This is a genomic window from Streptomyces griseoloalbus, from assembly GCA_014650015.1.
GTDB classification, from domain to species: domain Bacteria; phylum Actinomycetota; class Actinomycetes; order Streptomycetales; family Streptomycetaceae; genus Streptomyces; species Streptomyces griseoloalbus.
Genome location: BMUD01000003.1, coordinates 211367 through 235857 on the forward strand (window position 1 = coordinate 211367; position 24491 = coordinate 235857).

Sequence of the window (24491 nt, forward strand, 5' to 3'; positions counted from 1 at the left end):
AGACAGGAGCACGTCAATGGGTCGTGCGCCGGCGAACGACCACGGAGAACGGGGCGGCGATGGGCGAGTTCTGGCCAGTGCCCGATGTACTGGACTACCTGAGCGGCCGCTGGCGGGCGGAACGGACCGTGCGGGACCTGGCGAGCGGCGACCGGGGGCGCTTCGAGGGAACCGTCGTTTTCGGGCCGCTGGAGGGCGGCGGTCTGCTCCAGCGGGAGTCCGGCGACTTCACCTGGCGGGGCGTCACCCGGCCCGCCGAGCGGACCCTGCACTTCCTTCGGGGGCCGGGCGGCACGGCGGACGTGCGGTTCGCGGACGGCCGCCCGTTCCACGACCTGGATCTCGGCACGGGCCGGTACGTCGCCGACCACCCCTGCTCCGCGGACCTCTACCGGGGCGAGTTCACCGTTCGCGACGCGGACCACTGGCGGTCCATCTGGCGGGTGCGCGGTCCCGCCAAGGACCTGGAGCTCACCACCGACTACGCGCGCGTGGGCTGAGCGCAGACGCCTTCGAGGCGCAGGTTCCACCGGCCCGGGAGGCCGGCGACACCGACCGCCGACAGCGAGCGGACGTCGATGTTCCAGTACGTGGCGGGCGGCGCCTTGAGCACGTACACCAGAGCCGCGCGGATCACCGACGGCTCGGCCACGGCGACGACCCGGCAGCCGTCCTCGACCGGCCGCGTGTCCAGCCAGCCGCCGACGCGGCCGATGAAGTCCAGCAGCGACTCCCCGCCGTGCGGGGTGGACCGCGGGTCGGCGAGCCAGGCGTCCACGGCCTCCGGCTCCCGGGCCATCGCCTCGCCCAGGGTCAGGCCCCGCCAGCGGCCCATGTCGCAATCCCGCAGGGCGAGTTGCACCAGCGGCGCGTAACCGAGACCGTCTCCGGTGGCGCGGCTGCGCGGGGCCGGTGAGCAGTAGCGCAGATCGGCCGCCGCGAGCGGCAGCAGTTCATGGGCGACCTGTCGCACCTCGTTCCAGCCGGCCTGGTCCAGCGGCCGGACGTCCTCGAAGCGCTCGGCGAGCGCGGAGGAGCTCCCCGCGGCGGCGACAAAGGTGACCCGAAGTGCCATGCGGCGATGGTCAGGCGCCGGAGGGAACGGGTCAAGGGGTGCCGCCGCGCCATCACGCAAGGTGGCCACGGACTTACCGGCTGGTAGGGACGCGGCGGACAAGCCGCCCGGAACGCCGCCCCGCCGTCCTCACGCGGAGTCGAGCGCCATGTAGTGGTCGGGCCGGTCCAGCGGGCGGAAACCGAGCTTCGCGTAGACACCGTGCGCGTCGTGCGTGGCGAGCAGGACGCGCTTCAGCCCGCAGGGCCGCAGTTCCTCCCGCACGGCCGCCACCAATGCCGTGCCGAGGCCCTTGCCCCGCACCGACGGGTCGACGTACACATCGCACAGCCAGGCGAAGGTCGCCCGGTCGGTGACGACCCGGGCGTACGCCACCTGCTCCCCCGAGGCCGTGTCGTGGGCACCGAAGTTGAGCGAGCCCTCGATCGCCCGGTCCTGCTGCTCCCGGGTGCGGCCCAGGGCCCAGTACGCGTCGGTGGACAGCCAGTGGTGCACCCGCCCGGCGTCGATCCGGGCGCGGTCGGTGGAGATCTCGTAGCCCTCGGGCAGGTGCGCGGTATCGGTCATGGCGGGGATACTCGCAGCTCGCGCCGTACGGCGTCGAACCGTTATCCCCGTTGTCCCCGTACCTCGTCGCAGGCGCCGCGCAGCCTCCGTACGCCCTCGGCGATCTCCTCCGTACCGGCCACCGCCGCGAAGCTCAGCCGCAGGTGCCCGGCCGGGGGCTCGGCGCTGAAGTAGGGGCGGCCGGGCGTGACGGCGACGCCCGCGCGCAGGGCTGCCGCGGTCAGGGCGGACTCTCCCCCGGGGCCGGGGGCCCCGGAGGTGCCGGTGCCGTCGGGCAGCCGCAGCCACAGGTGGTAGCCGCCGGACGGGATGTGCGGCAGGGCGATTTCGGGCAGGTGCAGGCGGAGCGCGGCGGTCATCGTGTCCCGGCGGGTCCGCAACGCGGTCGAGATCGCGCGCAGATGGCGCGGCCAGGCGGGCGAGCCGACGAGTTCCAGCGTGGCCTCCTGGAGCGGCCGGGGCACGAAGAAGGTGTCGACGACCTGGATGGCCCGCAGTCGCTCCAGCACCGGACCGTGCGCGACGAGGGCGCTCACCCGGAAACTGGGCGAGGTCGCCTTGGTCAGCGAGCAGACGTGCACCACGACCCCGTCGGGGTCGTCGGCGGCCAGCGGGCGCGGCAGCGGGCCCGCGTCCTCGTGCACCAGCAGCCGCACGAAGTCGTCCTCGACGACGAACGCGCCCGCCTCGCGGGCGATCCGCAGCACCTCGCCGCGCCGCTCGGGCGCGAGTACGGCACCGGTCGGGTTCTGGAACAGCGGCTGGCAGACGAAGACCCGGGCGCCGGTCGCCTTGAACGCGTCGGCGAGGAGTGCGGGCCGTACGCCGTCCGCGTCCACGGGGACGGGCACCGGGCGCAGCCCGGCCGCGCGGGCGATGGCCAGCATGCCCGGGTAGGTGGGCGACTCGACGAGTACGGGGGCGCCCGGCGGGGCGAGCGCGCGCAGGGCGGTGGTCAGCGCGGACTGCCCGCCCGAGGTGACCAGCACGCCCGCCGCCGTGACCGGCCCCCCGACGCTGCGCGCGAACCACTCGCGCAGCTCCGGCAGTCCCTCCACGGGCGGCCGCCCCCAGGCGCCCGGCCGGCGCCCGGCCCGGGACAGCGCCGCCGCCATCGCCCGCTCCGGCTGCAGGGAGGGATGCAGATAGCCGCCGTTGAACTCGATCACCCCGGGCGGCGGCGCGGCCAGCGAGACCAGCACCCCGGAGGCGTCCACCGAGCGCGGGACCAGGTCGGCGGCGCCGTCCGCGCTGAGGGCGACCTCCTGCCAGGAGGTGTCGCCCACGGGAGCGGCCGACGCCCGGGGCTGTGCGCGGAAGGCGCCGGCGCCGGGCCGGGTGACCACCAGACCCTCCGCGGCGAGCCGCGCCAGCGCCCGGGAGACGGTCACGGGGCTCACCCGGAACCGGTCCACCAGAGCGCGACTCGACGGGAGCTTCCCACCAGGAGAGTAGCGGTCGATCTCCTGCCGCAGCTGATCCGCCAGTTCACCGACGCTGCTACGCTCATACATGAGAGCACAGAGTAGCGCTACTACCACCCCTGCGATAGCGGTCCCCGCAGCCCGGGACCGTCGCGGTCTCGGCACCCTCCAGGCCGCCCTCGGCGTCATCGCCTTCTCCCTCACCTTCCCGGCCACCGCCTGGGGCCTCGAGGGCTTCGGGCCCTGGTCGCTGGTGGCCGTGCGCAGTGTGCTCGCGGCGCTGATGGCGGGCGGCTGTCTGCTCGCCGTGGGGGCGCCCCCGGGCGAGCGAAGCCGAGCATGGGGGCGGGTGGTGCCGCCGGCCCGGCACCACTGGCCCGGGCTGGCGGTGGTCGGTGCCGGGGTGGTGCTCGGCTTCCCGATGCTGACCACCCTGGCGCTGCAGACCTCGACCACCGCGCACGCCGCCGTCGTGGTGGGCCTGCTCCCGCTGACCACGGCGCTGCTGTCCGCCCTGCGCGTGGGTTCCCGCCCCTCGCGCACCTTCTGGGTGGCGGCGCTCGCCGGAGCCGCCGCCGTCGTGGCGTTCACCGTGCAGCAGAGCGGCGGCGCGCTCACCACGGCCGACCTGTACCTGTTCGCGGCGTTGCTGGTGTGCGCGGCCGGATACACCGAGGGCGGCAGGCTGGCCCGGGTGATGCCCGGCTGGCAGGTGATCGGCTGGGCGCTGATGCTGTGTCTGCCGCTCACCGTGCCCGCCGCCGCGATCGCGCTGACCGTCGAGCCGGTGACGCTCACCGCCCACAGCGTGACCGGACTGCTGTGGGTGGCGGCGGGTTCGCAGTTCGCCGGGCTGATCGTCTGGTACCGGGGCATGGCGGCCATCGGCATCCCCAAGGCCAGTCAGTTGCAGCTGGCCCAGCCGCTGCTCACACTGGTGTGGTCGGTGCTGCTGCTGAACGAGCACCTGCCGGTGGCCGCCCCGTTGACGGCCGCGGCGGTGCTGGTGTGCATCGCCGTCACTCAGCGGGCACGCGGCTGAGGGGCCGTGCGGCCCGCTGCCGGGCGGCGTGCTCCGCCGTAGACTCGAGGACACGGACCGCTGCTCCCGCACATGGTGAGGAGGCCCCGATGCGCGCAACCGAGGGTGACCAGCTTGTCCAGCACGGCAGGGTGGTCGGCCAGCACGACAAGGTCGGCGAGATCGTCGAAGTGATGGGCCAGGGAGGGAACCCGCCCTACCGGGTCCGCTTCGAGGACGGACACGAGGGCGTGTGCTCGCCCGGCCCCGACACCGAGATCCGGCACAGGACGACGCAACGGCGGTAGATCAGCGCGGGGGCCGCACCGGCCGGCGGTAGTGGTCGGCGACCACCCGCGCCATCGCCCCGATCGGATCGGCCGTCACCTCACGGGCGGCGAAGAAGACGTGCCCGCGCACCTGCGGGTACGTCTCGGCCAGCGTGAGGTGACGGGAGAGCTCGGCGGGGTCCTGCCAGGGCGCGGGCTGTGCCGGATCGCCCGCCTTGTACAGCGCCTCCCCCGCGTACAGCCGCGTCCCGGAGCCGTGGACGACCTCGGCCCACCAGGGAAGCAGCGCGGCGTAGTCGGCGGCGGCGAAGCCGATGTTCCAGTACAGCTGCGGGCAGATGTAGTCGATCCAGTTCTCCCGGGCCCACGTACGGGTGTCCGCGTGCAGATCGTCGTACGTCTGCACGCCCGCGCGCGTGTCCGAGCCGAGGGGGTCGGTCTCGGCGTTGCGCCACACCCCGAAGGGGCTGATGCCGAAGCGGGTGCCGGGCCGGATGGCCCTGATCCCGGCGGCCGTCTCGCGCACCAGCCGGTCGACGTTGTCCCGCCGCCACGCGGCCCGGTCCGGGAAGGCGCCGCCGTGGGTGTCGTAGGCGAGGTCGTCGTCGAAGGTCTGGCCGGCCACGGGGTACGGGTAGAAGTAGTCGTCGAAGTGGACCGCGTCCACGGGGTAACGGCGTACCGCGTCGAGCATCGCCTCCCGGACGAAGGCGCGGACCTCGGGCAGCCCCGGGTCGTAGTACAGCTTGCCGCCGTACGTCACGACCCAGGAGGGGTTCAGGCGGGCCGGGTGGGAGGCGGCGAGCCGGGCGGGGTCGGCGTGCAGGGCGACGCGGTACGGGTTGAACCAGGCGTGCAGGTGCAGACCGCGGGCGTGGGCCTCGGCGACGGCCGTGCCGAGCGGATCCCAGCCGGGATGCCGCCCCTGGATGCCGGTCAGGTACTGCGACCACGGCTCGTGGGGGGAGGGCCACAGCGCGTCGGCTGTCGGCCGCACCTGGAAGACCACGGTGTTGAGCCGGGCGCGGACGGCCGCGTCGAGGTGGGCGATGAGTTCGGCACGCTGCTCGGCGGCGCTCAGCCCCGGCCGGGAGGGCCAGTCCCGGTTGGTCACGGTGGCCACCCACATGCCGCGCATCTCGCCGGCCGCCGCGGCCGGCACCACGCGGCGCCCCGGCGCGGCGGACGCCTGCGACACCGTCGCCGGCGCGGCCAGCGCCGCCATCGTGAACGCCCTGCGTGACACCCGCCCCATCGCGCCCCCCTGGACACCCCGCCGGACCGCCTGGTCAACGGACCGCCTCGGGGGCCAGGATGCCCCACCCCCGCGATCGATCATTGATACTTCGGAGTAACGTGCACGAACGGAGCAGGCACCGGGACCCGGCGGACCTGCCACAGCCGTAAGCAGCGCATGCGCGCGAGCCGAAGGGACGCGGAGCGCCCATGAGGCGAGCCGCCGGAAAGCGGAAAGGGACGATGTGACCGACATCGAACGCGTCGGAGTGGTGGGCTGCGGTCAGATGGGCGCGGGGATCGCCGAGGTGTGCGCCCGGGCCGGACTGGACGTCAAGGTCGCCGAGACCACCGGCGAAGCGCTGGAGATCGGCCGGACCCGGCTGTTCAACTCCCTGTCGAAGGCGGCCGAGCGCGGCAAGATCGGCGAGGACGAGCTGGCGGCCACGCAGGCCCGGCTGAGCTTCACCACGGACCTCGGCGAGTTCACCGACCGTGATCTGGTGATCGAGGCCGTGGTCGAGAACGAGCAGGTCAAGACCGAGATCTTCCAGGTGCTCGACCAGGTGGTGACCCGGCCGGACGCGATCCTCGCCTCCAACACCTCCTCCATCCCGCTGGTGAAGCTGGCGGTCGCCACGTCGCGGCCGGACCACGTCATCGGCATCCACTTCTTCAACCCGGCCCCGGTGCAGAAGCTGGTCGAGCTGATCCCGGCGCTCACCACCTCCGAGGGCACGCTGAGCCGCGCCCAGGTCTTCACCGAGAAGCTGCTGGGCAAGCACGCCATCCGCGCCCAGGACCGCTCCGGCTTCGTGGTGAACGCGCTGCTGATCCCGTACCTGCTCTCCGCGATCCGGATGTTCGAGTCGGGCATCGCCAGCCGCGAGGACATCGACAACGGCATGGAGATGGGCTGCGCCCACCCGATGGGCCCGCTGAAGCTGTCCGACCTGATCGGCCTGGACACGGTGGCCTCGGTCGCGTACTCGATGTACGAGGAGTACAAGGAGCCGCTGTACGCCGCTCCCCCGCTGCTCCAGCGCATGGTCGACGCGGGCCGGCTGGGCCGCAAGAGCGGCTCCGGTTTCTACACCTACGCCTGACGGCCGGGAGCACCGCTCGACGGGGGCCCGGCACCTGGTGAGCCTTTCGAGGGGCCGGGCCCCCGTCGTCAGATCCTGAGACGGTGCAGCATGAGTAACGCGGCCGCCATGTTGGCGGCCGGGACCTCGCCGCGGGCGACCAGGTCGGGGACCACCTTGAGGGGCACCCACTCCCGGCGGTCCGACTCGAAGTCGTCCACCGGGTGTCCGACGTACTCGCCCTCGTCGGCCCAGTAGATGTGGTGCCGGGCGTCGGTGAGGCCGTTGGACGGCTCCACGCTCATCAGGTGGTGCAGGGGCCCCGGCCGCCAGCCGGTCTCCTCCTCCAGTTCCCTCGCGGCGGCCCGGACGATGTCCTCGCCGTCCTCGACCACGCCCGCCGCCAGTTCCCACCCCCAGCTGTCGGTGATGAAACGGTGGCGCCACAGCAGGAGGACCTCGTTGGCCTCGTTCACCACCGTGGCCACGGCGACGGGCCGCAGCCGTATGAGGAAGTGGTCGAGATGTCGGCCGTCCGGCAGCTCGACATCCGCGAGATTCACGCTGAACCAGCGGTTTGAGTACACGGTTTGTTCGTTCTGTTTCGTCCACTGCATGGTTCTGCCACCTTCCGCCGAGTAAGTGGCAATATCGCAGCCGCAGCGGTCCGGCAGCAGGCGCACGGGAGGCCGCCCGCGGCGCAACGGAAGGCGCGCCGGAGGCGCGCGTCGGGCCCGGGCGTCCCCGAACCGCTCGCGTGCTACAGCGGTACGCGCAGTGCCCCGTCGATGAGTTCGGCCGCGTCGGCCGTACCCGCGCAGCCGCTGCGCACGAGGTGCTCACGCACCGCGCGCAGCCGGTCGCGCAGCCGCTGCGACTCCATTCCCCGGGCCTGCTCCGCCATCTGCACCGCGATGGCCACCGCCTTGTCGGCATTGCCCCGGCGCAGTTCGATGGTGCTCAGCATGGCCAGCCGGTGCACCCGGCCCCGGTCGTGCGCGGGGTTGTCCACGGCCGCCGCGGCGTGCTCCCCGGCCGCCGCGATCTCACCGAGGCTGAGCAGCGCCTCCGCCACCTGGACATTGACCAGGCCGGGCTGGACATAACCGGTCTCGTCGGGCTCGTGTCCGCGCCGGATGCGCTCGGCGCTCCGCTCGGCACGCCGGATGCAGGACAGCGCGCTCGTGCCGTCGCCCAGGTGCGCGTACGCCTTGGCCTGCATCGCGTACAGGTCGGAGGCGAGCGCCGGGGTGATGTGGGTGCCGGCGGCGCGCAGCGCGGCCTCCGCGAAGGCGACGGCCTGCCGGTACTCGCGCATGAACAGCGACTGGTTGACGAGCAGCGCGATCACATAGGCGCCCAGTCCCCGGTCGCCGCTGGCCTTGGCCAGCCGGAGCGCCTGATGGAAGTAGCGCTGGGCGAGGCCGTGGGCGTCCGAGTCGTACGCGCAGATGCCGGCGACGGCCACCAGGCCGCCGGTGGCGCGGTGCAGTTGGCGGCCGGTGGCATCGGTGTAGCTGCCGCGCAGCAGCGGGGCGGCCTCGGCGGTGAGGAAACCGACGATCCGGGCGCGGGTCGCCATGCCGCCCGCCTTGCGGTACATCTGCTCGTAGTGGGTGCGGGCGGCGCGCAGCATGTCGAGGTCGCCGGCGGTGACCCGGTGCCGGCCGCCGCGGGAGACGTCCACGTCCTCGGGAGGGTTCTCCCACTCCCAGACGGGCAGCACGGCGGGCGTTCCGGTGACCGCCGGGGCGCCGAGGAGGTGCGGGCGGCGCTGCTGGTCGGAGCGCCACAGCGCGGTGGCCCGCTCGACGAACCCGGAGAGCGAGCCGGTGTGCGGGGCGGACGGTTCGCCGGGCACGCCGAGCCCGACGTCGTCGAGGGTGACCGGGCGGTGCAGCCGGGCGGCGAGCACCTCGCAGATCAGGTCCGGCACCCGTCCCCGGGGCCGCTGCCCCTTCAGCCACCGCGCCACGGCGGTGTGTTCGTACCTGAGGGCCAGGCCACGCGCTCGTCCCGCCTGGTTGACGTGCGCGGCCAGGCCCGCGTGCGAGATCCCGGCCTCGTCCAGGATCGCGTCGAGCAGAGTATTGGGCTGCATGAGGCCCCCCGGTGGCTCGGTGCCGACAGATTAGTGGCTGCCCGTTCACACGGGGTGTGAACGGAGTGCTCGAATCCACAGTGTGCGCGCACTGTCGCGGAGAGTCTCCAACGGCTTGACTGAATTGCCTCGAAAGAGGCCGGCCGGGCCGCCGGCTCCCCCTCGTACAGTGCGGCGGCCCGTTCGCGCGCCGTCCGCCCGGCTGCCTGCCCGACACTCCGTGGCGGGGCGGACGGCGCGCGCGGCAGCGCCGGTCACGCGGGGAACTGCAGGTGATCGGTCGGGTGCAGGTCCACGGCGGCCGGTCGCGCGGTTCCCCGGGCCCCCGGCCGGGCACGGCGGGACGGACGCTCGTTGCGCAGGACCAGCAGGGCCACGTCGTCCTTCGGCGGGCCGGTCGTGTGCCGCAGCAGGGCCGCGAGGACCGTGCGCCGCACGGACTGGGGCGTGAGCGGATGTTCGCGCGCGGCCTCGGTGAGGACGTCCCGCAGCGGGAAGAACCTGCCCTCGGCATCCCGTGCCTCCTCGACCCCGTCCGTGTGCAGCACGAGGGCGTCGCCGGGCAGCAGGCGCCCGCAGGGGACCGTGGCGAGGTCGGCGGGCAGCGGGAACGGGCCGAGCGGCGGGAGCGGGTCGGCGCGGGCGAGCGGTTCGGCCCGGGCGCCGGTCAGCACGTGCGGCCAGGGGTGCCCGCAGTTCAGGGCCCACACCTCCCCGTCCGGGAGGATCTCCAGCAGCAGTACGGTGACGAACTCCTCGCCGGCCGGGCCGTCGGAGGCGGCGCCCGCCGGGTCGGGCTCGCCGTGGGCCCGCTCCCGCAGGTGCCGGGCCATCGCCCGCTCCAGCCGGCGCAGCACACCGGCCAGTTCCGCCTCGTCGTGGGCGGCCTCACGGAAGCTGCCCAGGACGGCGGCCACGGTCCGCACGGCACCGAGCCCGTGCCCGCGGACGTCACCGATGACGGCCCGTACGCCGTGCTCGGTGGCGACCACCTCGTACAGATCGCCGCCGATCCGGGCCCCCCGGTCGGCGGACAGGTGGACCGCCGCGACGGCCAGCCCGTCGACGCGCGGGGGCGGCGGCGGCAGCAGCACGCTCTGCGCGGCGTCCGCGATCCGGCGGGCCCGCCGCAGTTCGCGCTGCAGCCTTCGCCGGACGTGCAGCACGAGCCCGGTGACGACGGCGCACATGACGGCGCTGCTGACGAGGCGCGCCCCGAGGGCGTCGTCGTGGGCGAGCGGGCAGGTCATCCGGTAGGCGACCGCGACGGCGCCCCAGGCCGCGGGCACCGCGAGGGTGGGCACCCGTGACAGGAACTTGGGTGGCACCCAGCGGGGAGCCCCAGGCTTGAAGCGGATCATGCCGATGGCCCCCCATTCAGGCCCGGACAGCGCAGACCGGCCTCGAGAGGCCGGTCCGATTCTGTCGACCGCATCACCCGATCCGGACGTATCACCTCGAATAGTCACCCGAACGAGTGAGGTGACCGGCGTGCCGAGAGACATGAGGGGTGTGGGAGGCGTGCCACACGCCTCCCACACCCCTCACAGTCCGGGAACCAGGGCCAGTCCGACCATTCGCGTCGCCGCCCGCAGGGCGGCCTCGCGGCGTCAGGTGCGTGCTCTCGGCGTGCCGGGCGTAGAGCCTCGTACTGGAGGATGTACTCGGCTCTGCGCCCGGTGCGGCGCGAGTGCGTGCATGGCGTCGCGAGGCAGGCGGGAATTGTCGGACAGGCCCTCTAGCCCCGCAGGACGGCTCCGGTGCGCTCACCCGCCAGGGCGACCGCCGTCTCGCGGGCCGCCGACGCCTCGTCGACGGTCAGCGTCCGGTCGCTCGCGCGGAACCGCAGCGCGTACGCCAGCGACTTGCGGCCCTCGCCCAGCTGCTCGGCGTTCTCGTACACGTCGAACAGGCGGATGGACTCCAGCAGGGCGCCGGCGCCCTCGCGCAGCGCGGCCTCCACCTCCGAGGCGGGCACGGACGCGTCGACGACCAGCGCGACGTCCTGCGTGGCGACCGGGAAGGTGGAGATGCCCGGGGCCTGCGGGGTGTCGTGGCCGACCCGCTCCACGGCGTCCAGGTCCAGCTCCATCGCGCAGCTGCGCGCGGGCAGGCCCAGGGCCTTCAGGACGCGCGGGTGCAGCTCACCGGCGTGGCCGATGACGCGCTCGGCGCCGTCGACGGTGACGGTGAGCTCGGCGCAGCGCCCCGGGTGCCACGGCCCGTACTGGCCCTTGCGGACGCCCAGCTCGGCGCCGGCCTCACGGGCGACGGTCCGGGCGGCCTCGACCGCGTCCGCCCAGTCGCCCGGGCGGCCCTTGCCCCACCAGCCGGCCTGCTCACGGGCGCCGGCCAGCACGACGGCGACGTGCCGGGGCTGGTCGGGCAGCGCGGCGTCCAGTGCGGCGAGGTCGGCCTCACTCGGGCGCCGGTCGACGGGCAGGTTCGCGGCGACCTTCCGCTCGTCGCGCGGGTGGAAGACCAGGCCGGTCTCGAAGAGGGCGAGGTCGTGCGAGCCCCGGCCGTCGTTGCGGCGCAGCGCGCCGAGCAGGCCGGGCAGCAGCGAGGTCCGCAGCGCGGGTTCCTCGTCGCTGAGCGGGTTGACCAGCCTGACGACGCGGCGGGCCGGGTCGTCCGCGTCCAGGCCGAGCTGGTCGAAGACCTGCTCGCTGACGAACGGGTAGTTCAGCGCCTCGACGTATCCGGCGCCGGCCAGGGCGCGGCCGACGCGGCGGTGCAGCCGTTGCCGGGTGGTGAGGCCGCGGCCCGCCGGGGGCCTGGGCAGCGTGGAGGGCAGGTTCTCGTAGCCCTCCAGCCGGATGACCTCCTCGGCCAGGTCGTTCGGGTCGGTGAGGTCGGGCCGCCAGGACGGCACGGTGACGATCAGCTCGTCCTGCCCGTACACGTCGCAGCCGACCTCCTGGAGGCGGCGTACGACGGTCTCCCGGCCGTACGCGACGCCCGCGACCTTGTCCGGGTGGTCCGCCGGGACGCTGATGGTGTGCGGCGCGCTCGGGGCGATGACCTCGGTGACGCCGGCCTCGGCGGTGCCGCCGGCGAGCAGCACCAGCAGGTCGACGGTCCGCTGCGCGGCGGCAGCGGCGGCCTGCGGGTCGACGCCGCGCTCGAAGCGGCGGGAGGCCTCCGAGGACAGCTTGTGGCGCCGTGCGGTGCGGGCGATGGAGACCGCGTCGAAGTGGGCGGCCTCGATGACCACGTCGGCCGTGGACTTCTCGGTGTCGTCGTGGTCGGCGATCTCCGTGTCGGCGCCGCCCATGACACCGGCCAGGCCGATCGGGCCGCGGTCGTCGGTGATGACCAGGTCCTCGGCGTGCAGGGTGCGGGTGACGCCGTCGAGGGTGACGATCTTCTCGCCCTCCTCGGCCCGGCGCACGCCGAGGGCGCCCTGGACGAGGCCGCGGTCGTAGGCGTGCAGCGGCTGGCCCAGCTCCATCATCACGTAGTTGGTGACGTCGACGGCGAGCGAGATCGGGCGCATGCCCACCTTCTGCAGCCGCCGCTGGAGCCAGATCGGGGAGCGTGCCTCGGGGCTCAGGCCGGTCACCGTACGGGCGGTGAAGCGGTCGCAGCCGGCGGGGTCGGAGACCTTCACCGGGTAGCCGAAGGCGTTCGGACCGGGCACGTCGAGCAGCGCCGGGTCGCGCAGCGGCAGGCCGTAGGCGATGGCCGCCTCGCGGGCGACGCCGCGGATGGACAGGCAGTCGCCGCGGTTGGCGGTGACGGCGATGTCCAGGACCTCGTCGACCAGTTCGAGGAGCTCGATGGCGTCCTTGCCGACCTCGGTCTCCGGGGGCAGCACGATGATGCCGTGCGTGCCGTCGTCGCCCATGCCCAGTTCGTCGGTGGAGCAGATCATGCCGTGCGAGACCTTGCCGTAGGTCTTGCGGGCGGCGATCGAGAAGCCTCCGGGCAGCGTGGCCCCGGGGAGCACCACGACGACCTTGTCGCCGACGGCGAAGTTGCGGGCGCCGCAGACGATCTCCTGCGGCTCACCGGTGCCGTTGGCCCGGCCCACGTCGACCGTGCAGAAGCGGATCGGCTTCTTGAAGCCCTCCAGCTCCTCGATGGTCAGCACCTGGCCGACGACGAGGGGGCCCTTGAGGTCGGCGCCGAGGTGCTCGACGGTCTCGACCTCCAGGCCGGCCGAAATCAGCTTGGCCTGCACGTCGCGGCCGGTCTCGGTGGCCGGCAGGTCGACGTACTCCCGCAGCCAGGAAAGCGGGACCCGCATCAGATCTCCATCCCGAACGGCCGGGTGAACCGGACGTCACCCTCGACCATGTCTCGCATGTCTTCGACGTTGTGGCGGAACATCAGCATCCGCTCGATGCCGAACCCGAAGGCGAATCCGCTGTACTTCTCCGGGTCGACGCCGCAGGCGACGAGCACCCGCGGGTTGACCATGCCGCAGCCGCCGAGCTCGATCCATCCCTCGGACGAGCAGGTGCGGCAGGGCCGGTCGGGGTTGCCGACGGACGCGCCCTTGCAGACGTAGCAGAGCATGTCCATCTCGGCGCTCGGCTCGGTGAAGGGGAAGAAGTTCGGCCGCAGCCGGGTCTTCATCTCCTCGCCGAACAGCGACTGCACCATGTGGTCCAGCGTGCCCTTGAGGTCCGCCATGGTCAGACCCTCGTCCACGGCGAGCAGCTCGACCTGGTGGAAGACGGGGGTGTGCGTGGCGTCCAGCTCGTCGGTGCGGTACACGCGGCCGGGGCAGATCACGTAGACCGGCAGCTCGCGGTCGAGCGCGGAGCGGATCTGCACGGGCGAGGTGTGGGTGCGCAGCACGACGCCGGACTCGGTGCCGCCGTCGGGGCCCTGGACGAAGAAGGTGTCGGCCTCGCCTCGGGCCGGGTGGTCCGGGCCGATGTTGAGGGCGTCGAAGTTGAACCACTCGGCCTCGGCCTCGGGGCCCTCGGCGACCTCGTAGCCCATGGCCACGAAGATGTCCTCGATGCGCTCCGAGAGCGTGGTGAGCGGGTGGCGGGCGCCGGCCGGCACGCGGTCGTGGGGCAGCGTGACGTCCACGGCCTCCTCGACCAGGACGCGCGCGTCGCGCTCGGCCTCCAGCTCGGCCTGGCGGGCGGCGAGCCCCTTGTTCACGGCACCGCGTGCCTGGCCCACCCGCTTGCCGGCGTCGGCCTTGGCGTGCGGCGGCAGGGCGCCGATCTCGCGGTTGGCGAGGGCCAGCGGGGAGGTGGGGCCGGTGTGGGCGACCTTGGCCTCGTGGAGCGCGTCGAGGGAGTCCGCGGCGGCGAAGGCGGCGAGCGCCCCGTCCCGCATGCGCTCGATCTCTTCCGGTTTCAACGCCTCGACCTCGACAGGGTCGTACGACTTATTCGGTGCCGACATCTCTTCCCGTGCTTCCGATTGGCTGGCTGATGGTCCCCGTCATCGACTCGTGGACGAATCGTTCGTCGTCGCGTCGTTCGTCGTCGCGGCTTTCGTCCTCGGGACGCAAAGGTGCCAAAGGCCGAGTCTAACGGGGTGAGGGAACGCGAACGCGCCCGTGGGGTCCTGGGACGTCTCAGGTGAGATACGCCGGTGCCGCCACGGGCAACGTAAATCGGAACTGGGCGCCGCCGCCGGGGGCGCGCCCGACCGTGATGGTGCCGCCGTGGGCCTCGACGATGCCCTTGACGATGTACAGCCCGAGGCCCGTCCCGCCGCGCTTGCTGCCACGCCAGAAGCGGGTGAAGACGCGGTTCATGGACTCCTCCGGGATGCCGGGACCCTCGTCGCTCACGGTGACCGACGTGGCCGCGTTCTCGACGTTCTCCCGTTCTCGCGGGGACGCCGAGGGCGTGATGTCGATCGTGACCGTTCCCTCGCCGTGCCGCACCGCATTTTCCAGCAGGTTGCTCAGCACCTGGTCGACCTTGTCGGGATCGGCCCACAGGTCGGGCAGCGGGTGCTGCACCCGCAGCAGGAACCGGTCGGCGCGCTGCCCGGCGGCGACGTAGGCCTGGATGTGCCGTCCGACGGCGGCGCCGATGTCGACGGGCTGGCGGCGCACCTCCAGGCGCCCGGAGTCGATGCGGGATATGTCGAGCAGCTCGGCGATGAGGCGGGTGACACGGTCCGCGTCGGCGTCGACGGTCTCCAGCATCAGCCGTTTCTGGTCGTCGGTGAACCGCTCCCACTTGGCGAGCAGGGTCGCGGTGAAGCCCTTGACGGAGGTGAGCGGGGAGCGCAGTTCGTGGGCGACGGTGGCGATCAGCTCGGCGTGGCTGCGCTCGGTACGGCGCCGGGCCTCGGTGTCGCGCAGGGTGACGACGACGCGGCGGACCGGTCCGGTGGGCCGGGTGCGGACGTAGCGCGCGGAGACGAGGACCTCGCGTCCGCCGGGGAGCAGCAGGTTGCGTTCGGGCTGGCCCACCCGGATGGCGAGGCCGCCGTAGGGGTCGGTGAGCTGCCACCAGCGGCGGCCCTCCAGGTCCTCTAACGGCAGGGCCGTCTCCAGTCTCCGTCCGAGGGCCCGCTCGGCGGGGACGGCGGTGATGCGGGCGGCTGCCGCGTTGAAGCAGATCACCCGTCCGTGTTCGTCGGCGACGACGAGCCCGTCGGGCAGCTGGTCGGGGTCGATGCCGAGTTCGGCGAGATCACCGGGCCGGGGCGCGGGCGGGCGCGCATCCCGCTGTGCTCCCGGTGCGCTGCTCGTGCCGACGCTCATCCCCGTACCCCACCTCTCGGAACGTCCTCGGGGCGCCCCGTGCTCGAGCCCTGCCGAGAGCTTGGGGGAGGGTCCCCGAGCTGGTCACCCTACTAGGGCCTGCCTGACATTTTCCCGCCGTACGCCGCGGGGCAGGCGGGAAATCGTCAGGCAGGCCCAGGGTTCCCGGTGACGGAGCGGCACCCTCCGTCGGCGCGCTGTGCACGCGCCGACGCGTAGAGACATACGGCGGCGGCGGTGGCCAGGTTCAGGCTTTCCGCCTTTCCGTGGATCGGGACGCGCACGACGGCGTCGGTGAGCGCGCGGGTCTCCTCGGGCAGCCCCCAGGCCTCGTTGCCGAAGACCCAGGCGGTCGGCCCGCCCATGGTGCCCTTGTCGAGCTCGTCGTCGAGGTCCCGGTCACCGGCGCCGTCCGCGGCGAGCAGCCGCACGCCCGCCTCCCGCAGTCCCGTCACGGCCCGTTCGACGGGGACGCCGACGGCGACGGGCAGATGGAACAGGGAGCCGACGGAGGCGCGTACGGCCTTGGGGTTGTACAGGTCGACGGAGGCGTCGGTGAGGACGACGGCGTCGGCTCCGGCGGCGTCGGCGCACCGCAGCACGGTACCGGCGTTCCCGGGGTCGCGTACGTGCGCGAGGACCGCGACGAGGCGGGGCCGGGCGGCGAGGATCCGCTCGAACGGCGTGTCCAGGAACCGGCACACACCGACCAGTCCCTGCGGGGTGACGGTGGTGGAGATGTCGGCGACGACCTGCTCGGAGGCGAGGTGGACGCGGGCCCCGGCGTCCCGGGCGCCGCCGACGATGTCGGCGTACCGCTCGGCGGCCTCCGGCGTGGCGAACAGCTCGACGAGCGTGGCGCCGTCCCCGGCACGGTGCGCGGCGGCCTCCCGCACGGCCTGCGGCCCCTCGGCGAGGAACAGCCGCTCCTTGCCCCGGAAGTTCCGCTTGCCGAGCCGCCGCGCGGCGGCGACACGGGAGGACCGGGAGGAGATCAGCTCGGGGCCGACGGGGGGCATCTTCTTCTTCACTTCCGGGAGAATCGCGAGGTGCGGCGTTCTTGGGCCACGGCAGCGGTGTCACCCGCCGGCGCGGACGGGATGCCACCGCCCTGGAGCGGGCGGCACCTCGACTCCGCAGGGGCGCGGGGCTGTTCGACACGCGGCTCCGCCGTGTGGGCGCGAGCGGCCACGACACGCCCGCAGCGGATCGACGGCCGACGAACGGCAACAGCAGGACCCGCAAGCTGTCGAGCCTGCGGGTCCTTCGGTCACGTCGGCTTCAGGCCGACGCGGCGATCACGCGGCCTTGGGCGCGTTCACGTCCGCCGGGAGCGCCTTCTGGGCGACCTCGACGAGCGCGGCGAAGGCGGTGGCGTCGTTGACGGCCAGCTCGGCCAGGATCTTGCGGTCGACCTCGACGTTCGCGGCCTTCAGACCCTGGATGAAGCGGTTGTACGTGATGCCGTTGGCGCGGGCGGCGGCGTTGATGCGCTGGATCCACAGCTGGCGGAAGTCACCCTTGCGCTTCTTGCGGTCGTTGTAGTTGTAGACCAGCGAGTGGGTGACCTGCTCCTTGGCCTTGCGGTACAGGCGCGAACGCTGACCGCGGTAGCCGGAGGCCTGCTCGAGGATCGCCCGGCGCTTCTTGTGGGCGTTGACTGCCCGCTTGACGCGTGCCACTTGTTAACTCCTTGTAGCGGGGCCGTGGTTGTGCCCACACGGCCCGAAATCGATTGGGTCCCGGTCTGACGTGCGTACGGCGCTCGCGCGCCGGGGCGTCACTTGCCGAGAAGCTTCTTGATCTTCGCGGCGTCGCCCGGGGCCATCTCGGCGTTGCCGGTGAGGCGACGCGTCACGCGGGACGACTTGTGCTCGAGCAGGTGGCGCTTGCCGGCACGCTCGCGGAGCACCTTGCCGGAGCCGGTGATCTTGAAGCGCTTGCTGGCACCGCTGTGCGACTTGTTCTTCGGCATAGCGCCGTTCTCTCCTCGTCGGTGGCGCTCCGGTGCCCGGTCGCGAAAACCGGGCACGGTGGAGCGTCGTACTTGTGTCGGTTACGTCCTGGGGACTTGCGTCCCCCGGGGTCACGCCTCGGCGGAAGCCTCGGCCGGAGCGTCGGCGTTCGCGGCGTCGGGGTCCGCGGCGTTCATCGAACGGCCGGGGTTGGCCTTCGCCTCCGCCTTGCGGGCCTCCTGCGCCTGGCGAGCCTCGGCCATCGCCTCGGTCTTCTTCTTGTGCGGACCGAGAACCATGATCATGTTGCGGCCGTCCTGCTTCGGGTTCGACTCGATGAACCCGAGGTCCTGGACATCCTCCGCGAGCCGCTGCAGCAGCCGGTAACCGAGCTCCGGCCGGGACTGCTCGCGACCACGGAACATGATCGTGATCTTGACCTTGTCGCCCTGCTTGAGGAACCGGACGACGTGACCCTTCTTGGTGTCATAGTCGTGCGGGTCGATCTTCGGCCGGAGCTTCATCTCCTTGATGACCGTGTGCGCCTGGTTCTTGCGCGCCTCACGGGCCTTCATGGCCGACTCGTACTTGAACTTCCCGTAGTCCATGAGCTTGCACACAGGCGGACGGGCGTTCGCCGCTACCTCGACGAGGTCGAGGTCGTACTCCTGGGCAAGCTCCAGTGCCTTGGCCAGGGGAACGATGCCCACCTGCTCGCCACTGGGACCGACAAGTCGCACCTCGGGAACGCGAATCCGGTCGTTGATGCGGGGCTCGGCGCTGATGGATCCTCCTCGATAGCACCACGCGACGGTCTGGCGGACAGCCGCGTAACGTCTTTATTCGTTAGACCTAACCGCGCCGAAGCAGAAAAAATGCCCCGGACGATCACAGGCGGGGCTCCTCGAACTACCGGAGCACCACCACGGTGAACGCGGGGCGCGCTTTCGGGCGGATCGCCGCCGAGCGGGACCGCCTGACCGGTGACCCGCCGCCCTGAGGGCAGCCAGGTGGGAGTTCGAAAGCCTCCACTTGTGGGCCGGGCTCGCTAGCCGCGAGGCATACGGGTCCGACCGGTCGTTACACAAGGTTAGCAGCTCCCGGGGAGGTGCGCTAACCGGCTGTCTCCCGCCTCCTGCTGTCAGAGGGACGCCCGCCTGCCCCTATCGTGTGGGGCATGAGTGAGACCTCCCCCTCGGACACCCCCGAGACGCCCGGCAACCCCGACTTCGACGCCATGGCCCGCGACATCGCCGAGGTCCCGGCGGTCGAGGTGATCGTGACGGTCGCCGTCAACCTGATGAGCGCCGCCGCCGTGAAGCTCGGTCTGACCGAGGAGGGCGACACGTTCAAGGACCTGGACGAGGCGCGCAAGCTGGTGCACGCGCTGGCCGGTCTGCTGGACGCCTCCACGACCGAGATCAGCTCGTTCCACGCGGCCCCGCTGCGCGACGGCCTGAAGTCGCTGCAGCTGGCGTTCCGCGAGGCCTCGCTCGTCCCGGACGAGCCGGGTCAGGGCCCGGGCGAGAAGTACACGGGCCCGATCTACGGCTAGGTCTTCAGGGAGTACGTACGTACAGGGGCTCGCCCGGTGGTGTCGCCTCGGCCGGCAGGACTGCCAGGTCGAGGCCGCGTACCAGGCGGGCCCTCAGTGTTTCGTCGGCGGCCAGCCGCCGGGCCATCGCGCGGGCGGCCTCGGCGGCGGCGGCGGCCGGGTCGAGGACGAGGGCGAGGGTGCCGTCGGCCTGTCCCGGTCCGAGGTGGGCGCGCAGCACGGCGGGCTCGGCGGCCACCGCGGCCCGTACGGCCTCGACGACGGCCGGGTCGGCGAGCGGGTCGGTGCTCGTGCGGCCCTCGGCGAGCGCGAGCAGCGTGGGGCCGGTCAGTTCGAACGGCACGGGACCGGCCAGGTCCAGGACGACCGTGTCCGCCTTCTCGTGCGCGGCGGCCTGCAGCGCCTGGTGCAGCGGCACGGCGACGGGGCGGGCCGCCGGGTCCCAGCGGGCGAGCGAGTCGGTGGAAGTGAAGGCCGGCAGCGCGGTGCGGTGTCCCGCCTTGAGGGTGGGGACGGCCATGTCGCTGGTCTTCTCGCGGCGCAGTCCGTTCTCGTCCTCCTCGACCTCGCCGAGGACGGCCACCACGGGGACGAGGAGCCGGGCGCCCTTGAGTGCCTCCAGGACGGGACCGACGGCGGAGCCGTCCTCGGCCCACGCGGCGAGCGCGGCGCTCAGCCGGGGGTCGGCGGAGCCGTCGTCGTCGCGGAAGCCGGGGTCGGGAATGTTCTTGTTCGCCACGGTCACCGACCTTAGCGGCCGTCCGTGACACGCTCGGACGCGGGCGGCCGGGTCCACGGCCGCCAGCGTCGGCGGAGGGAGACGGCGGTGGGGCGGGACGCGCGGGCGTATGTACGGGGACTGATGGAGCAGGTCGTCCCGGAGCAGGCGTGGGGCGTGCCGGCCGTGGCGGACGCGGGCACGGCGTGGGCCGTGAAGAACGGCTGGCTGCCGCGCGACGCGACCGGACCGTGGGTCGTGCACGGCGTCGGGCGCGTCACGGCCGGCGGGCGGGCGTGCCTGATGGCGGTGCTGCCCGACGGCAACGCCACCAAGGCGCTGGGCGTCACGCTGGTGGAGCGGCGGCCCGAGCGGCGGGCGGCGTTCGAGGAGCGCCCCGCGCCCGCCGGCTGAGCGTCCTACGTCGTGATCGGGTGAGGGTGCGCGCGAGGCCGCAAGGGGCCGAGAGGCGCGAGGCCCTAGAAGTCCTCGCCGTGGGTGCGGCGGCCGCGCCACAGGACCACCGTGGCCACCAGCAGCACACCGCCTGCGCCACCGGCCAGGGGGGCCGCCCAGGCGGCGGTGTCGTCGTCGGACTCGGCGGTGTCCGGGCCGGGGCCGAAGTACCTCTCGCCGTAGGCCGCCGAGTTCAGGCCCTCCGGCTTCAGGCGGCCCGCGGCCTCGATCGCGGCGGCCGGGTCGATGAAGCCGAAGCCGCGGGAGTCGTCGCGGCCGTCGGCCGGGGCGTTGCGGGCGGTGTCCTCCAGGAGCCGCTTGACCTGGGCCGGGGTCAGTTCCGGGTGGGCCGCCTTGACCAGGGCGACGGCGCCGGAGACGAACGCGGCGGCGGCGCTGGTGCCCCAGCCCTCGTAGTACTTGTGATCGGGGTCGGCGATGATCACGTCGACGCCGGGGGCGCTGACCGTGGCGTACCAGCGGCGGGTGGAGAAGGGGGCGCGGGTGCCGTAGCGGTCGACGGCGGTCACGGCGATGACGCCCGGGTAGGCGGCCGGGTAGGAGACGTGGTCGCCGTTCTCGCCGCCGTTCCCGGCGGAGGCGACGACGACCACGCCCTTGCGCAGGGCGTACTGGATGGCCTCGTCCTCGCCGGGTTCGGGGTGCGCGGAGGCGGAGTCGTCGCCGAGGGAGAGGTTGATGACGTCGGCGCCGTGGTCGGCGGCCCAGCGGATGCCCTCGGCGAGGGCGTTGCCGCGGGTGCTGCGGGCCTTGGCGCGGGAGGGGTCGCCGTCCTCCAGGATCACCCGGACGGGGAGGATCTTGGCCTCGGGTGCGATGCCCATGACGCCGTCGGCGTTGCCCGGGCCGTGTCCGTGGCCGGCGATGATCCCGGCCATGGCGGTGCCGTGCCGGGCCCATGCGCGGTCACCCTCGCTCGCGCCGAAGCCGACCAGGTCCTCGCCGGTGAGGACGTTGCCGTCGAGGTCGGGGTGGTCGGCCTCGACACCGGTGTCCAGGACGGCGACGGTGACGCCCTCGCCCTTGGTGGTCTGCCACGCCTCCTGGGTGTGCATGGCCTCCAGGGACCACTGCCGGGCGCGGATGCCGTCGGCGTACGCGGTGGTGGCGGGGAGCAGCACGAGCGTGGCGGCGAGGAGGACGCCGAGGGCCGCGGCGGGACGCCTGCTGCCGGCCGGCCTCATGAGGGCCGCTCCGTGGCGGTGCCCGCCTTCTTGCGCAGACCGCGTTCGACACGGTCGGCGAGGCCCTGTGCCTCGTGGCCGAGGCCGGCCTGGGCGGGTGCGGTGGTGGCGCCGGACTCCATGGCATCCTCGGCGGGTTGCGGGGTGCCGGCGGCCCGGCCGTCGGCCCACCCGGAGACGGCGTAGACGACGACGGGGGCGTCCGTGAGGACGGAGATCACCCAGGAGGCACGCTGCTCGGCGCCGAAGCCGGCGGCGACGGTGCCCTTCGCGGCGTACGGCAGGGGCATCAGGTCGGTACGGCGGTCCAGGCGTTCCCTGTCGAAACGGCGGGCGAGCGAGGCCATGCCGGCGGCGTCGGCCTTGGTGAACAGCAGGCCGACGGTGGTGACGTGGCTCTGGGTGGCGTCGGTGTAGCTGGCGCGCAGCAGGCGCTCGCAGCCGACGGGGGCGAGGGCCTTGCGCAGCAGGGGGTCGAAGGCGCCGTCGCAGCCGCTGTCGGGGGCCACGGCGATACGGGTCCAGGACCGGTCGGCGTCGCCGGGGCCCGCGCCCCTGCCCCGCACGGTGGGCGGGAACAGCTGGTCGACGGGGACGTTGTGCCACATGTCCCCGGCGGCGGCGAAGCCTCCGCGGGCCACGGTCCCGTCGGAGTCGCCGGCGAGCCGGCTGCCGACGACGGCACCGCTGATGAGCCCTGTTCCGAGAACGAGGCAGGCGGCGGCCGCCACGACCTGTGACCGGCTCCGCCGCCCGAGCGGGCGGGGCCGTGCCTCCGCGTCGTAGCCCTCCGGCTCCCCGAACGTCACGACGGGCCGCCGCCCGGGCGCGGGGGTACGGCCCGGCGTCATGGGCGCGCTCCAGGAGAGCGCGGGGTCGGGAGGGCCGGGGGGCGCGTACGCCGGGTCCGCCCCGCGTGGTCCGGGCGTCGGCCGCCCGGGCGGGACGGGCGGCACCGGGGACGGCTCGCCCGGCCGGGCCGCCGGGTCGGCGGGGACGGCCCGCAGGCGGGTGGTGGTCTCCGACGGGGTCTCAGGGGTGCGGGAGGTCGCGGGAGGGGCGCCCGTGCCGCGTGCGGTGGGCCGGTGGGCGGGCTGCGGCGGTACGGCGGGCGGGGCGTCCGGGGAGGGCATGCCCCGGCCGACGGTGGGCGGCGTGTCGGGGAAGCGGGCGGAGGCGCGCGGCGGCGGGGGCGGGGTCGCGTCGCCGCCGGAGCGGGAGGAACGCGGCCCGGGCAGCGAAGTCCCGGCGGCCCCGTCACAGGCCGCGGAGGCGGCACCCGTGCCGCCCCCGGACCCCGGCTCTCCGGACCCGGCCGGCAGATCCGCCGACGCGCGTCCACCGAACGTGCCGGAGCCGCCCGAGGTCAGCCCTCGGGGACCCGGCGCGCGATCAACCGGCCCGGTGGCCGCGCGGTCGGTGTCGCCGGTCGGCGGGGTCACCGGTTCCCGGACGTCGAACGCGCCGGAGCCGCCGGAGGTCCGGCCGCGGGGGACGGCCGCGTCCGCGGGGGACGGGGCCGGCTCGTGGCGGTCCCGGTCCGCCGTGCTGGCGGCGGCCGGGTGCGGCGGGTGCGCGGGGCGGGGAGGGACGGTGGGACGCGGGGGAAGGGGGGCGCGCCGCGCTTCCGTGCTCATGCACCCCCCGTTTCCTCGTGCCCGGGCCGTCCTCGTCCGCGGGCCGGTGATCTCCTGCCAGGGGCCCGGCACGGACTCGTCCCGGGCACAGATACCCGCACGGACGACGCGTCATCCCGCCCGGACCCCGGGCCGGCCCCGTTCCGCCGTGCGTGCGCGTCACTCTACGGCGTGGTCCCGCTCGAACGGGAACCAGTCCGCACGGCCGCGGCATCTGCCCGGAACGTCCCCCTACCCTGCGGTAATCCCGTCTGGCAGGCTGCGCTCATGACTGCGCGCTCCGCCGACCGGGCCCGTTTCGACCGGGCTACCGCCCAGCTCGACGCCCCTCTCGCCCTCGTGGATCTGGACGCCTTCGACGCCAATGCCGACGACCTGGTCCGCAGAGGCGGCGGCAAGCCGGTCCGGGTCGCCAGCAAGTCCGTCCGCTGCCGCGCGCTGCTCGAACGGACACTGGCCCGGGAGGGCTTCGCGGGCGTCATGTCGTTCACCCTCGCCGAGTCCCTGTGGCTGGCCCGCTCCGGTTTCGACGACGTCCTGCTGGCCTACCCGTCCGCCGACCGCGCCGGGTACGCCGAACTCGCCGCCGACCCCGAACTCGCCGCCGCCGTCACCGTCATGGTCGACGATCCCGCGCAGCTGGACCTGATCGACGCCGCGCGCGCGGGCGGCGGTGAAGTGGTGCGGGTCTGCCTGGAGTTGGACACCTCCCTGAAGCTGTTCGGCGGGCGGGTGCGGGTCGGCGCCCGGCGTTCGCCGCTGCACTCCCCCGCCCAGGTCGCCGACCTGGCGCGCGCGGTGGCCCGACGCCCCGGGTTCAGGGTCGTGGGGATCATGGCGTACGAGGGTCATGTGGCCGGGGTCGGCGACGCGGTGGCCGGTCGGCCGCTGCGGTCCCGCGCGGTGCGGCTGATGCAGGCCGCCGCGCGCCGTGAACTCGCCGAGCGGCGCGCGGCGGTGGTGCGGGCGGTGCGGGAGGTCGTACCGGATCTGGAGTTCGTCAACGGCGGCGGCACGGGCAGTGTGCAGCACACCGCCGCGGAGGGCGCGGTCACGGAGATAGCGGCCGGGTCGGGACTGTACGTGCCGCGGCTGTTCGACAACTACACGTCGTTCAGCGGACGCCCGTCGGCCCTGTTCGCCCTGCCCGTCGTACGGCGGCCGGGGGTGGGTGTGGTGACGGTGCTGGGCGGCGGGTACCCGGCGTCCGGCGCGCCCGGCGCGGACCGGCTGCCGGTGCCGTATCTGCCCGAGGGACTGCGCTACGACCCGCAGGAGGGGCCCGGGGAGGTGCAGACGCCGTTGCTGGGTTCACCGGCCGACGATCTGCTGATCGGCGACAAGGTGTGGTTCCGGCACGCCAAGGCGGGCGAGCTGTGCGAGCGGTTCGACGCGCTGCACCTGGTGGAGGGCGACAGGGTGACGGCGACCGTGCCCACGTACCGCGGCGAGGGCCGCACCTTCCTGTAGGG

At 73.7% G+C, this 24491-nt stretch carries 24 protein-coding genes; 7 read left to right on the forward strand and 17 right to left on the reverse strand.

Annotated elements, in window-relative coordinates; all coding sequences use genetic code 11:
- Window positions 1–59: 59 nt before the first annotated feature.
- Complete coding sequence (locus tag IE178_RS06225) at window positions 60–500, forward strand: DUF6314 family protein (RefSeq protein ID WP_184765704.1); 441 nt, start codon at window positions 60–62, stop codon at window positions 498–500.
- Here IE178_RS06225 and IE178_RS06230 read toward each other — a convergent pair.
- The 3 genes from IE178_RS06230 to IE178_RS06240 all read right to left on the reverse strand — a co-directional run bounded on the left by IE178_RS06230 (window position 482) and on the right by IE178_RS06240 (window position 3156).
- Window positions 482–1075: a histidine phosphatase family protein gene (locus IE178_RS06230; RefSeq protein ID WP_193511563.1), complete on the reverse strand. Its 594-nt coding sequence runs from the start codon at window positions 1073–1075 to the stop codon at window positions 482–484. The genes IE178_RS06225 and IE178_RS06230 overlap by 19 nt on opposite strands.
- Before the next feature lie 129 nt (window positions 1076–1204).
- Window positions 1205–1642, reverse strand: coding sequence for a GNAT family N-acetyltransferase (locus IE178_RS06235; protein WP_193511564.1), 438 nt, complete (start codon window positions 1640–1642; stop codon window positions 1205–1207).
- 41 nt (window positions 1643–1683) lie between these two features.
- The gene (locus tag IE178_RS06240) at window positions 1684–3156 is read right to left on the reverse strand and encodes an aminotransferase-like domain-containing protein (RefSeq protein ID WP_193511565.1); all 1473 of its coding nucleotides are present in this window, start codon (window positions 3154–3156) and stop codon (window positions 1684–1686) included.
- Between IE178_RS06240 and IE178_RS06245 the strand changes: the two genes are divergently transcribed.
- Window positions 3155–4108 carry a DMT family transporter gene (locus IE178_RS06245; RefSeq protein WP_184765572.1) on the forward strand — a complete coding sequence of 318 codons (954 nt, stop codon included), beginning with the start codon at window positions 3155–3157 and terminating at the stop codon, window positions 4106–4108. The genes IE178_RS06240 and IE178_RS06245 overlap by 2 nt on opposite strands.
- An 89-nt stretch (window positions 4109–4197) precedes the next feature.
- Complete coding sequence (locus IE178_RS06250) at window positions 4198–4395, forward strand: DUF1918 domain-containing protein (RefSeq protein ID WP_184765571.1); 198 nt, start codon at window positions 4198–4200, stop codon at window positions 4393–4395.
- A 1-nt stretch (window position 4396) separates the two neighbouring features.
- On the opposite strand, the gene IE178_RS06255 is transcribed toward IE178_RS06250, so the two are convergent.
- A complete protein-coding gene (locus IE178_RS06255; protein ID WP_193511566.1) occupies window positions 4397–5632 on the reverse strand; it encodes a glycoside hydrolase family 10-like protein in 1236 nt (411 codons plus the stop codon).
- Window positions 5633–5858: 226 nt separating this feature from the next.
- On the opposite strand from IE178_RS06255, the gene IE178_RS06260 reads away from it, so the two are divergent.
- Window positions 5859–6719 (forward strand): 3-hydroxybutyryl-CoA dehydrogenase, encoded by an 861-nt coding sequence (locus IE178_RS06260; RefSeq protein WP_184765569.1) that lies wholly within the window; start codon window positions 5859–5861, stop codon window positions 6717–6719.
- A gap of 68 nt (window positions 6720–6787) precedes the next feature.
- On the opposite strand, the gene IE178_RS06265 is transcribed toward IE178_RS06260, so the two are convergent.
- The 10 genes from IE178_RS06265 to infC form a co-directional block, all read right to left on the reverse strand.
- Window positions 6788–7315: an NUDIX hydrolase gene (locus IE178_RS06265; protein ID WP_184765568.1), complete on the reverse strand. Its 528-nt coding sequence runs from the start codon at window positions 7313–7315 to the stop codon at window positions 6788–6790.
- A gap of 143 nt (window positions 7316–7458) precedes the next feature.
- Window positions 7459–8799: an NsdA family TPR-like regulatory protein gene (locus IE178_RS06270; RefSeq protein ID WP_193511567.1), complete on the reverse strand. Its 1341-nt coding sequence runs from the start codon at window positions 8797–8799 to the stop codon at window positions 7459–7461.
- 254 nt (window positions 8800–9053) lie between these two features.
- Window positions 9054–10160: a PP2C family protein-serine/threonine phosphatase gene (locus IE178_RS06275; RefSeq protein WP_193511568.1), complete on the reverse strand. Its 1107-nt coding sequence runs from the start codon at window positions 10158–10160 to the stop codon at window positions 9054–9056.
- A 377-nt stretch (window positions 10161–10537) separates the two neighbouring features.
- Window positions 10538–13051 (reverse strand): phenylalanine--tRNA ligase subunit beta, encoded by a 2514-nt coding sequence (pheT, locus tag IE178_RS06280; RefSeq protein ID WP_184765565.1) that lies wholly within the window; start codon window positions 13049–13051, stop codon window positions 10538–10540.
- Window positions 13051–14172, reverse strand: coding sequence for a phenylalanine--tRNA ligase subunit alpha (gene pheS, locus IE178_RS06285; protein WP_184765564.1), 1122 nt, complete (start codon window positions 14170–14172; stop codon window positions 13051–13053). Before pheS ends, pheT begins: the two co-directional genes overlap by 1 nt.
- A 175-nt stretch (window positions 14173–14347) precedes the next feature.
- Window positions 14348–15493 (reverse strand): sensor histidine kinase, encoded by a 1146-nt coding sequence (locus tag IE178_RS06290; RefSeq protein WP_193511569.1) that lies wholly within the window; start codon window positions 15491–15493, stop codon window positions 14348–14350.
- Between the two features lie 146 nt (window positions 15494–15639).
- Complete coding sequence (locus IE178_RS06295) at window positions 15640–16512, reverse strand: TrmH family RNA methyltransferase (RefSeq protein WP_193511660.1); 873 nt, start codon at window positions 16510–16512, stop codon at window positions 15640–15642.
- A 279-nt stretch (window positions 16513–16791) separates the two neighbouring features.
- Window positions 16792–17175: a 50S ribosomal protein L20 gene (rplT, locus tag IE178_RS06300; protein WP_004933571.1), complete on the reverse strand. Its 384-nt coding sequence runs from the start codon at window positions 17173–17175 to the stop codon at window positions 16792–16794.
- 98 nt (window positions 17176–17273) lie between these two features.
- Complete coding sequence (gene rpmI, locus IE178_RS06305; protein WP_003977225.1) at window positions 17274–17468, reverse strand: 50S ribosomal protein L35; 195 nt, start codon at window positions 17466–17468, stop codon at window positions 17274–17276.
- 111 nt (window positions 17469–17579) lie between these two features.
- Window positions 17580–18233 carry a translation initiation factor IF-3 gene (gene infC / locus IE178_RS06310; RefSeq protein ID WP_184765702.1) on the reverse strand — a complete coding sequence of 218 codons (654 nt, stop codon included), beginning with the start codon at window positions 18231–18233 and terminating at the stop codon, window positions 17580–17582.
- Window positions 18234–18625: 392 nt separating this feature from the next.
- Here infC and IE178_RS06315 point away from each other — a divergent pair, with 392 nt between their 5' ends.
- Window positions 18626–19003 carry a DUF1844 domain-containing protein gene (locus tag IE178_RS06315; protein ID WP_184765562.1) on the forward strand — a complete coding sequence of 126 codons (378 nt, stop codon included), beginning with the start codon at window positions 18626–18628 and terminating at the stop codon, window positions 19001–19003.
- Between the two features lie 4 nt (window positions 19004–19007).
- Here the strand turns inward: IE178_RS06315 and IE178_RS06320 are convergent, their stop codons facing one another.
- Complete coding sequence (locus IE178_RS06320) at window positions 19008–19742, reverse strand: SseB family protein (RefSeq protein ID WP_193511570.1); 735 nt, start codon at window positions 19740–19742, stop codon at window positions 19008–19010.
- Between the two features lie 24 nt (window positions 19743–19766).
- On the opposite strand from IE178_RS06320, the gene IE178_RS06325 reads away from it, so the two are divergent.
- On the forward strand, window positions 19767–20135 hold the full coding sequence (locus IE178_RS06325; protein WP_193511571.1) for a hypothetical protein: 369 nt from the start codon (window positions 19767–19769) through the stop codon (window positions 20133–20135).
- Between the two features lie 65 nt (window positions 20136–20200).
- On the opposite strand, the gene mycP is transcribed toward IE178_RS06325, so the two are convergent.
- Together mycP and IE178_RS35730 are read right to left on the reverse strand one after the other, a co-directional pair.
- Complete coding sequence (mycP, locus tag IE178_RS06330) at window positions 20201–21382, reverse strand: type VII secretion-associated serine protease mycosin (RefSeq protein WP_184765559.1); 1182 nt, start codon at window positions 21380–21382, stop codon at window positions 20201–20203.
- Window positions 21379–23019 carry a hypothetical protein gene (locus IE178_RS35730; protein WP_318279870.1) on the reverse strand — a complete coding sequence of 547 codons (1641 nt, stop codon included), beginning with the start codon at window positions 23017–23019 and terminating at the stop codon, window positions 21379–21381. The genes mycP and IE178_RS35730 overlap by 4 nt, the downstream gene beginning before the upstream one ends.
- A gap of 267 nt (window positions 23020–23286) precedes the next feature.
- On the opposite strand from IE178_RS35730, the gene IE178_RS06340 reads away from it, so the two are divergent.
- Complete coding sequence (locus IE178_RS06340) at window positions 23287–24489, forward strand: amino acid deaminase/aldolase (RefSeq protein WP_193511572.1); 1203 nt, start codon at window positions 23287–23289, stop codon at window positions 24487–24489.
- Window positions 24490–24491 lie beyond the last annotated feature (2 nt).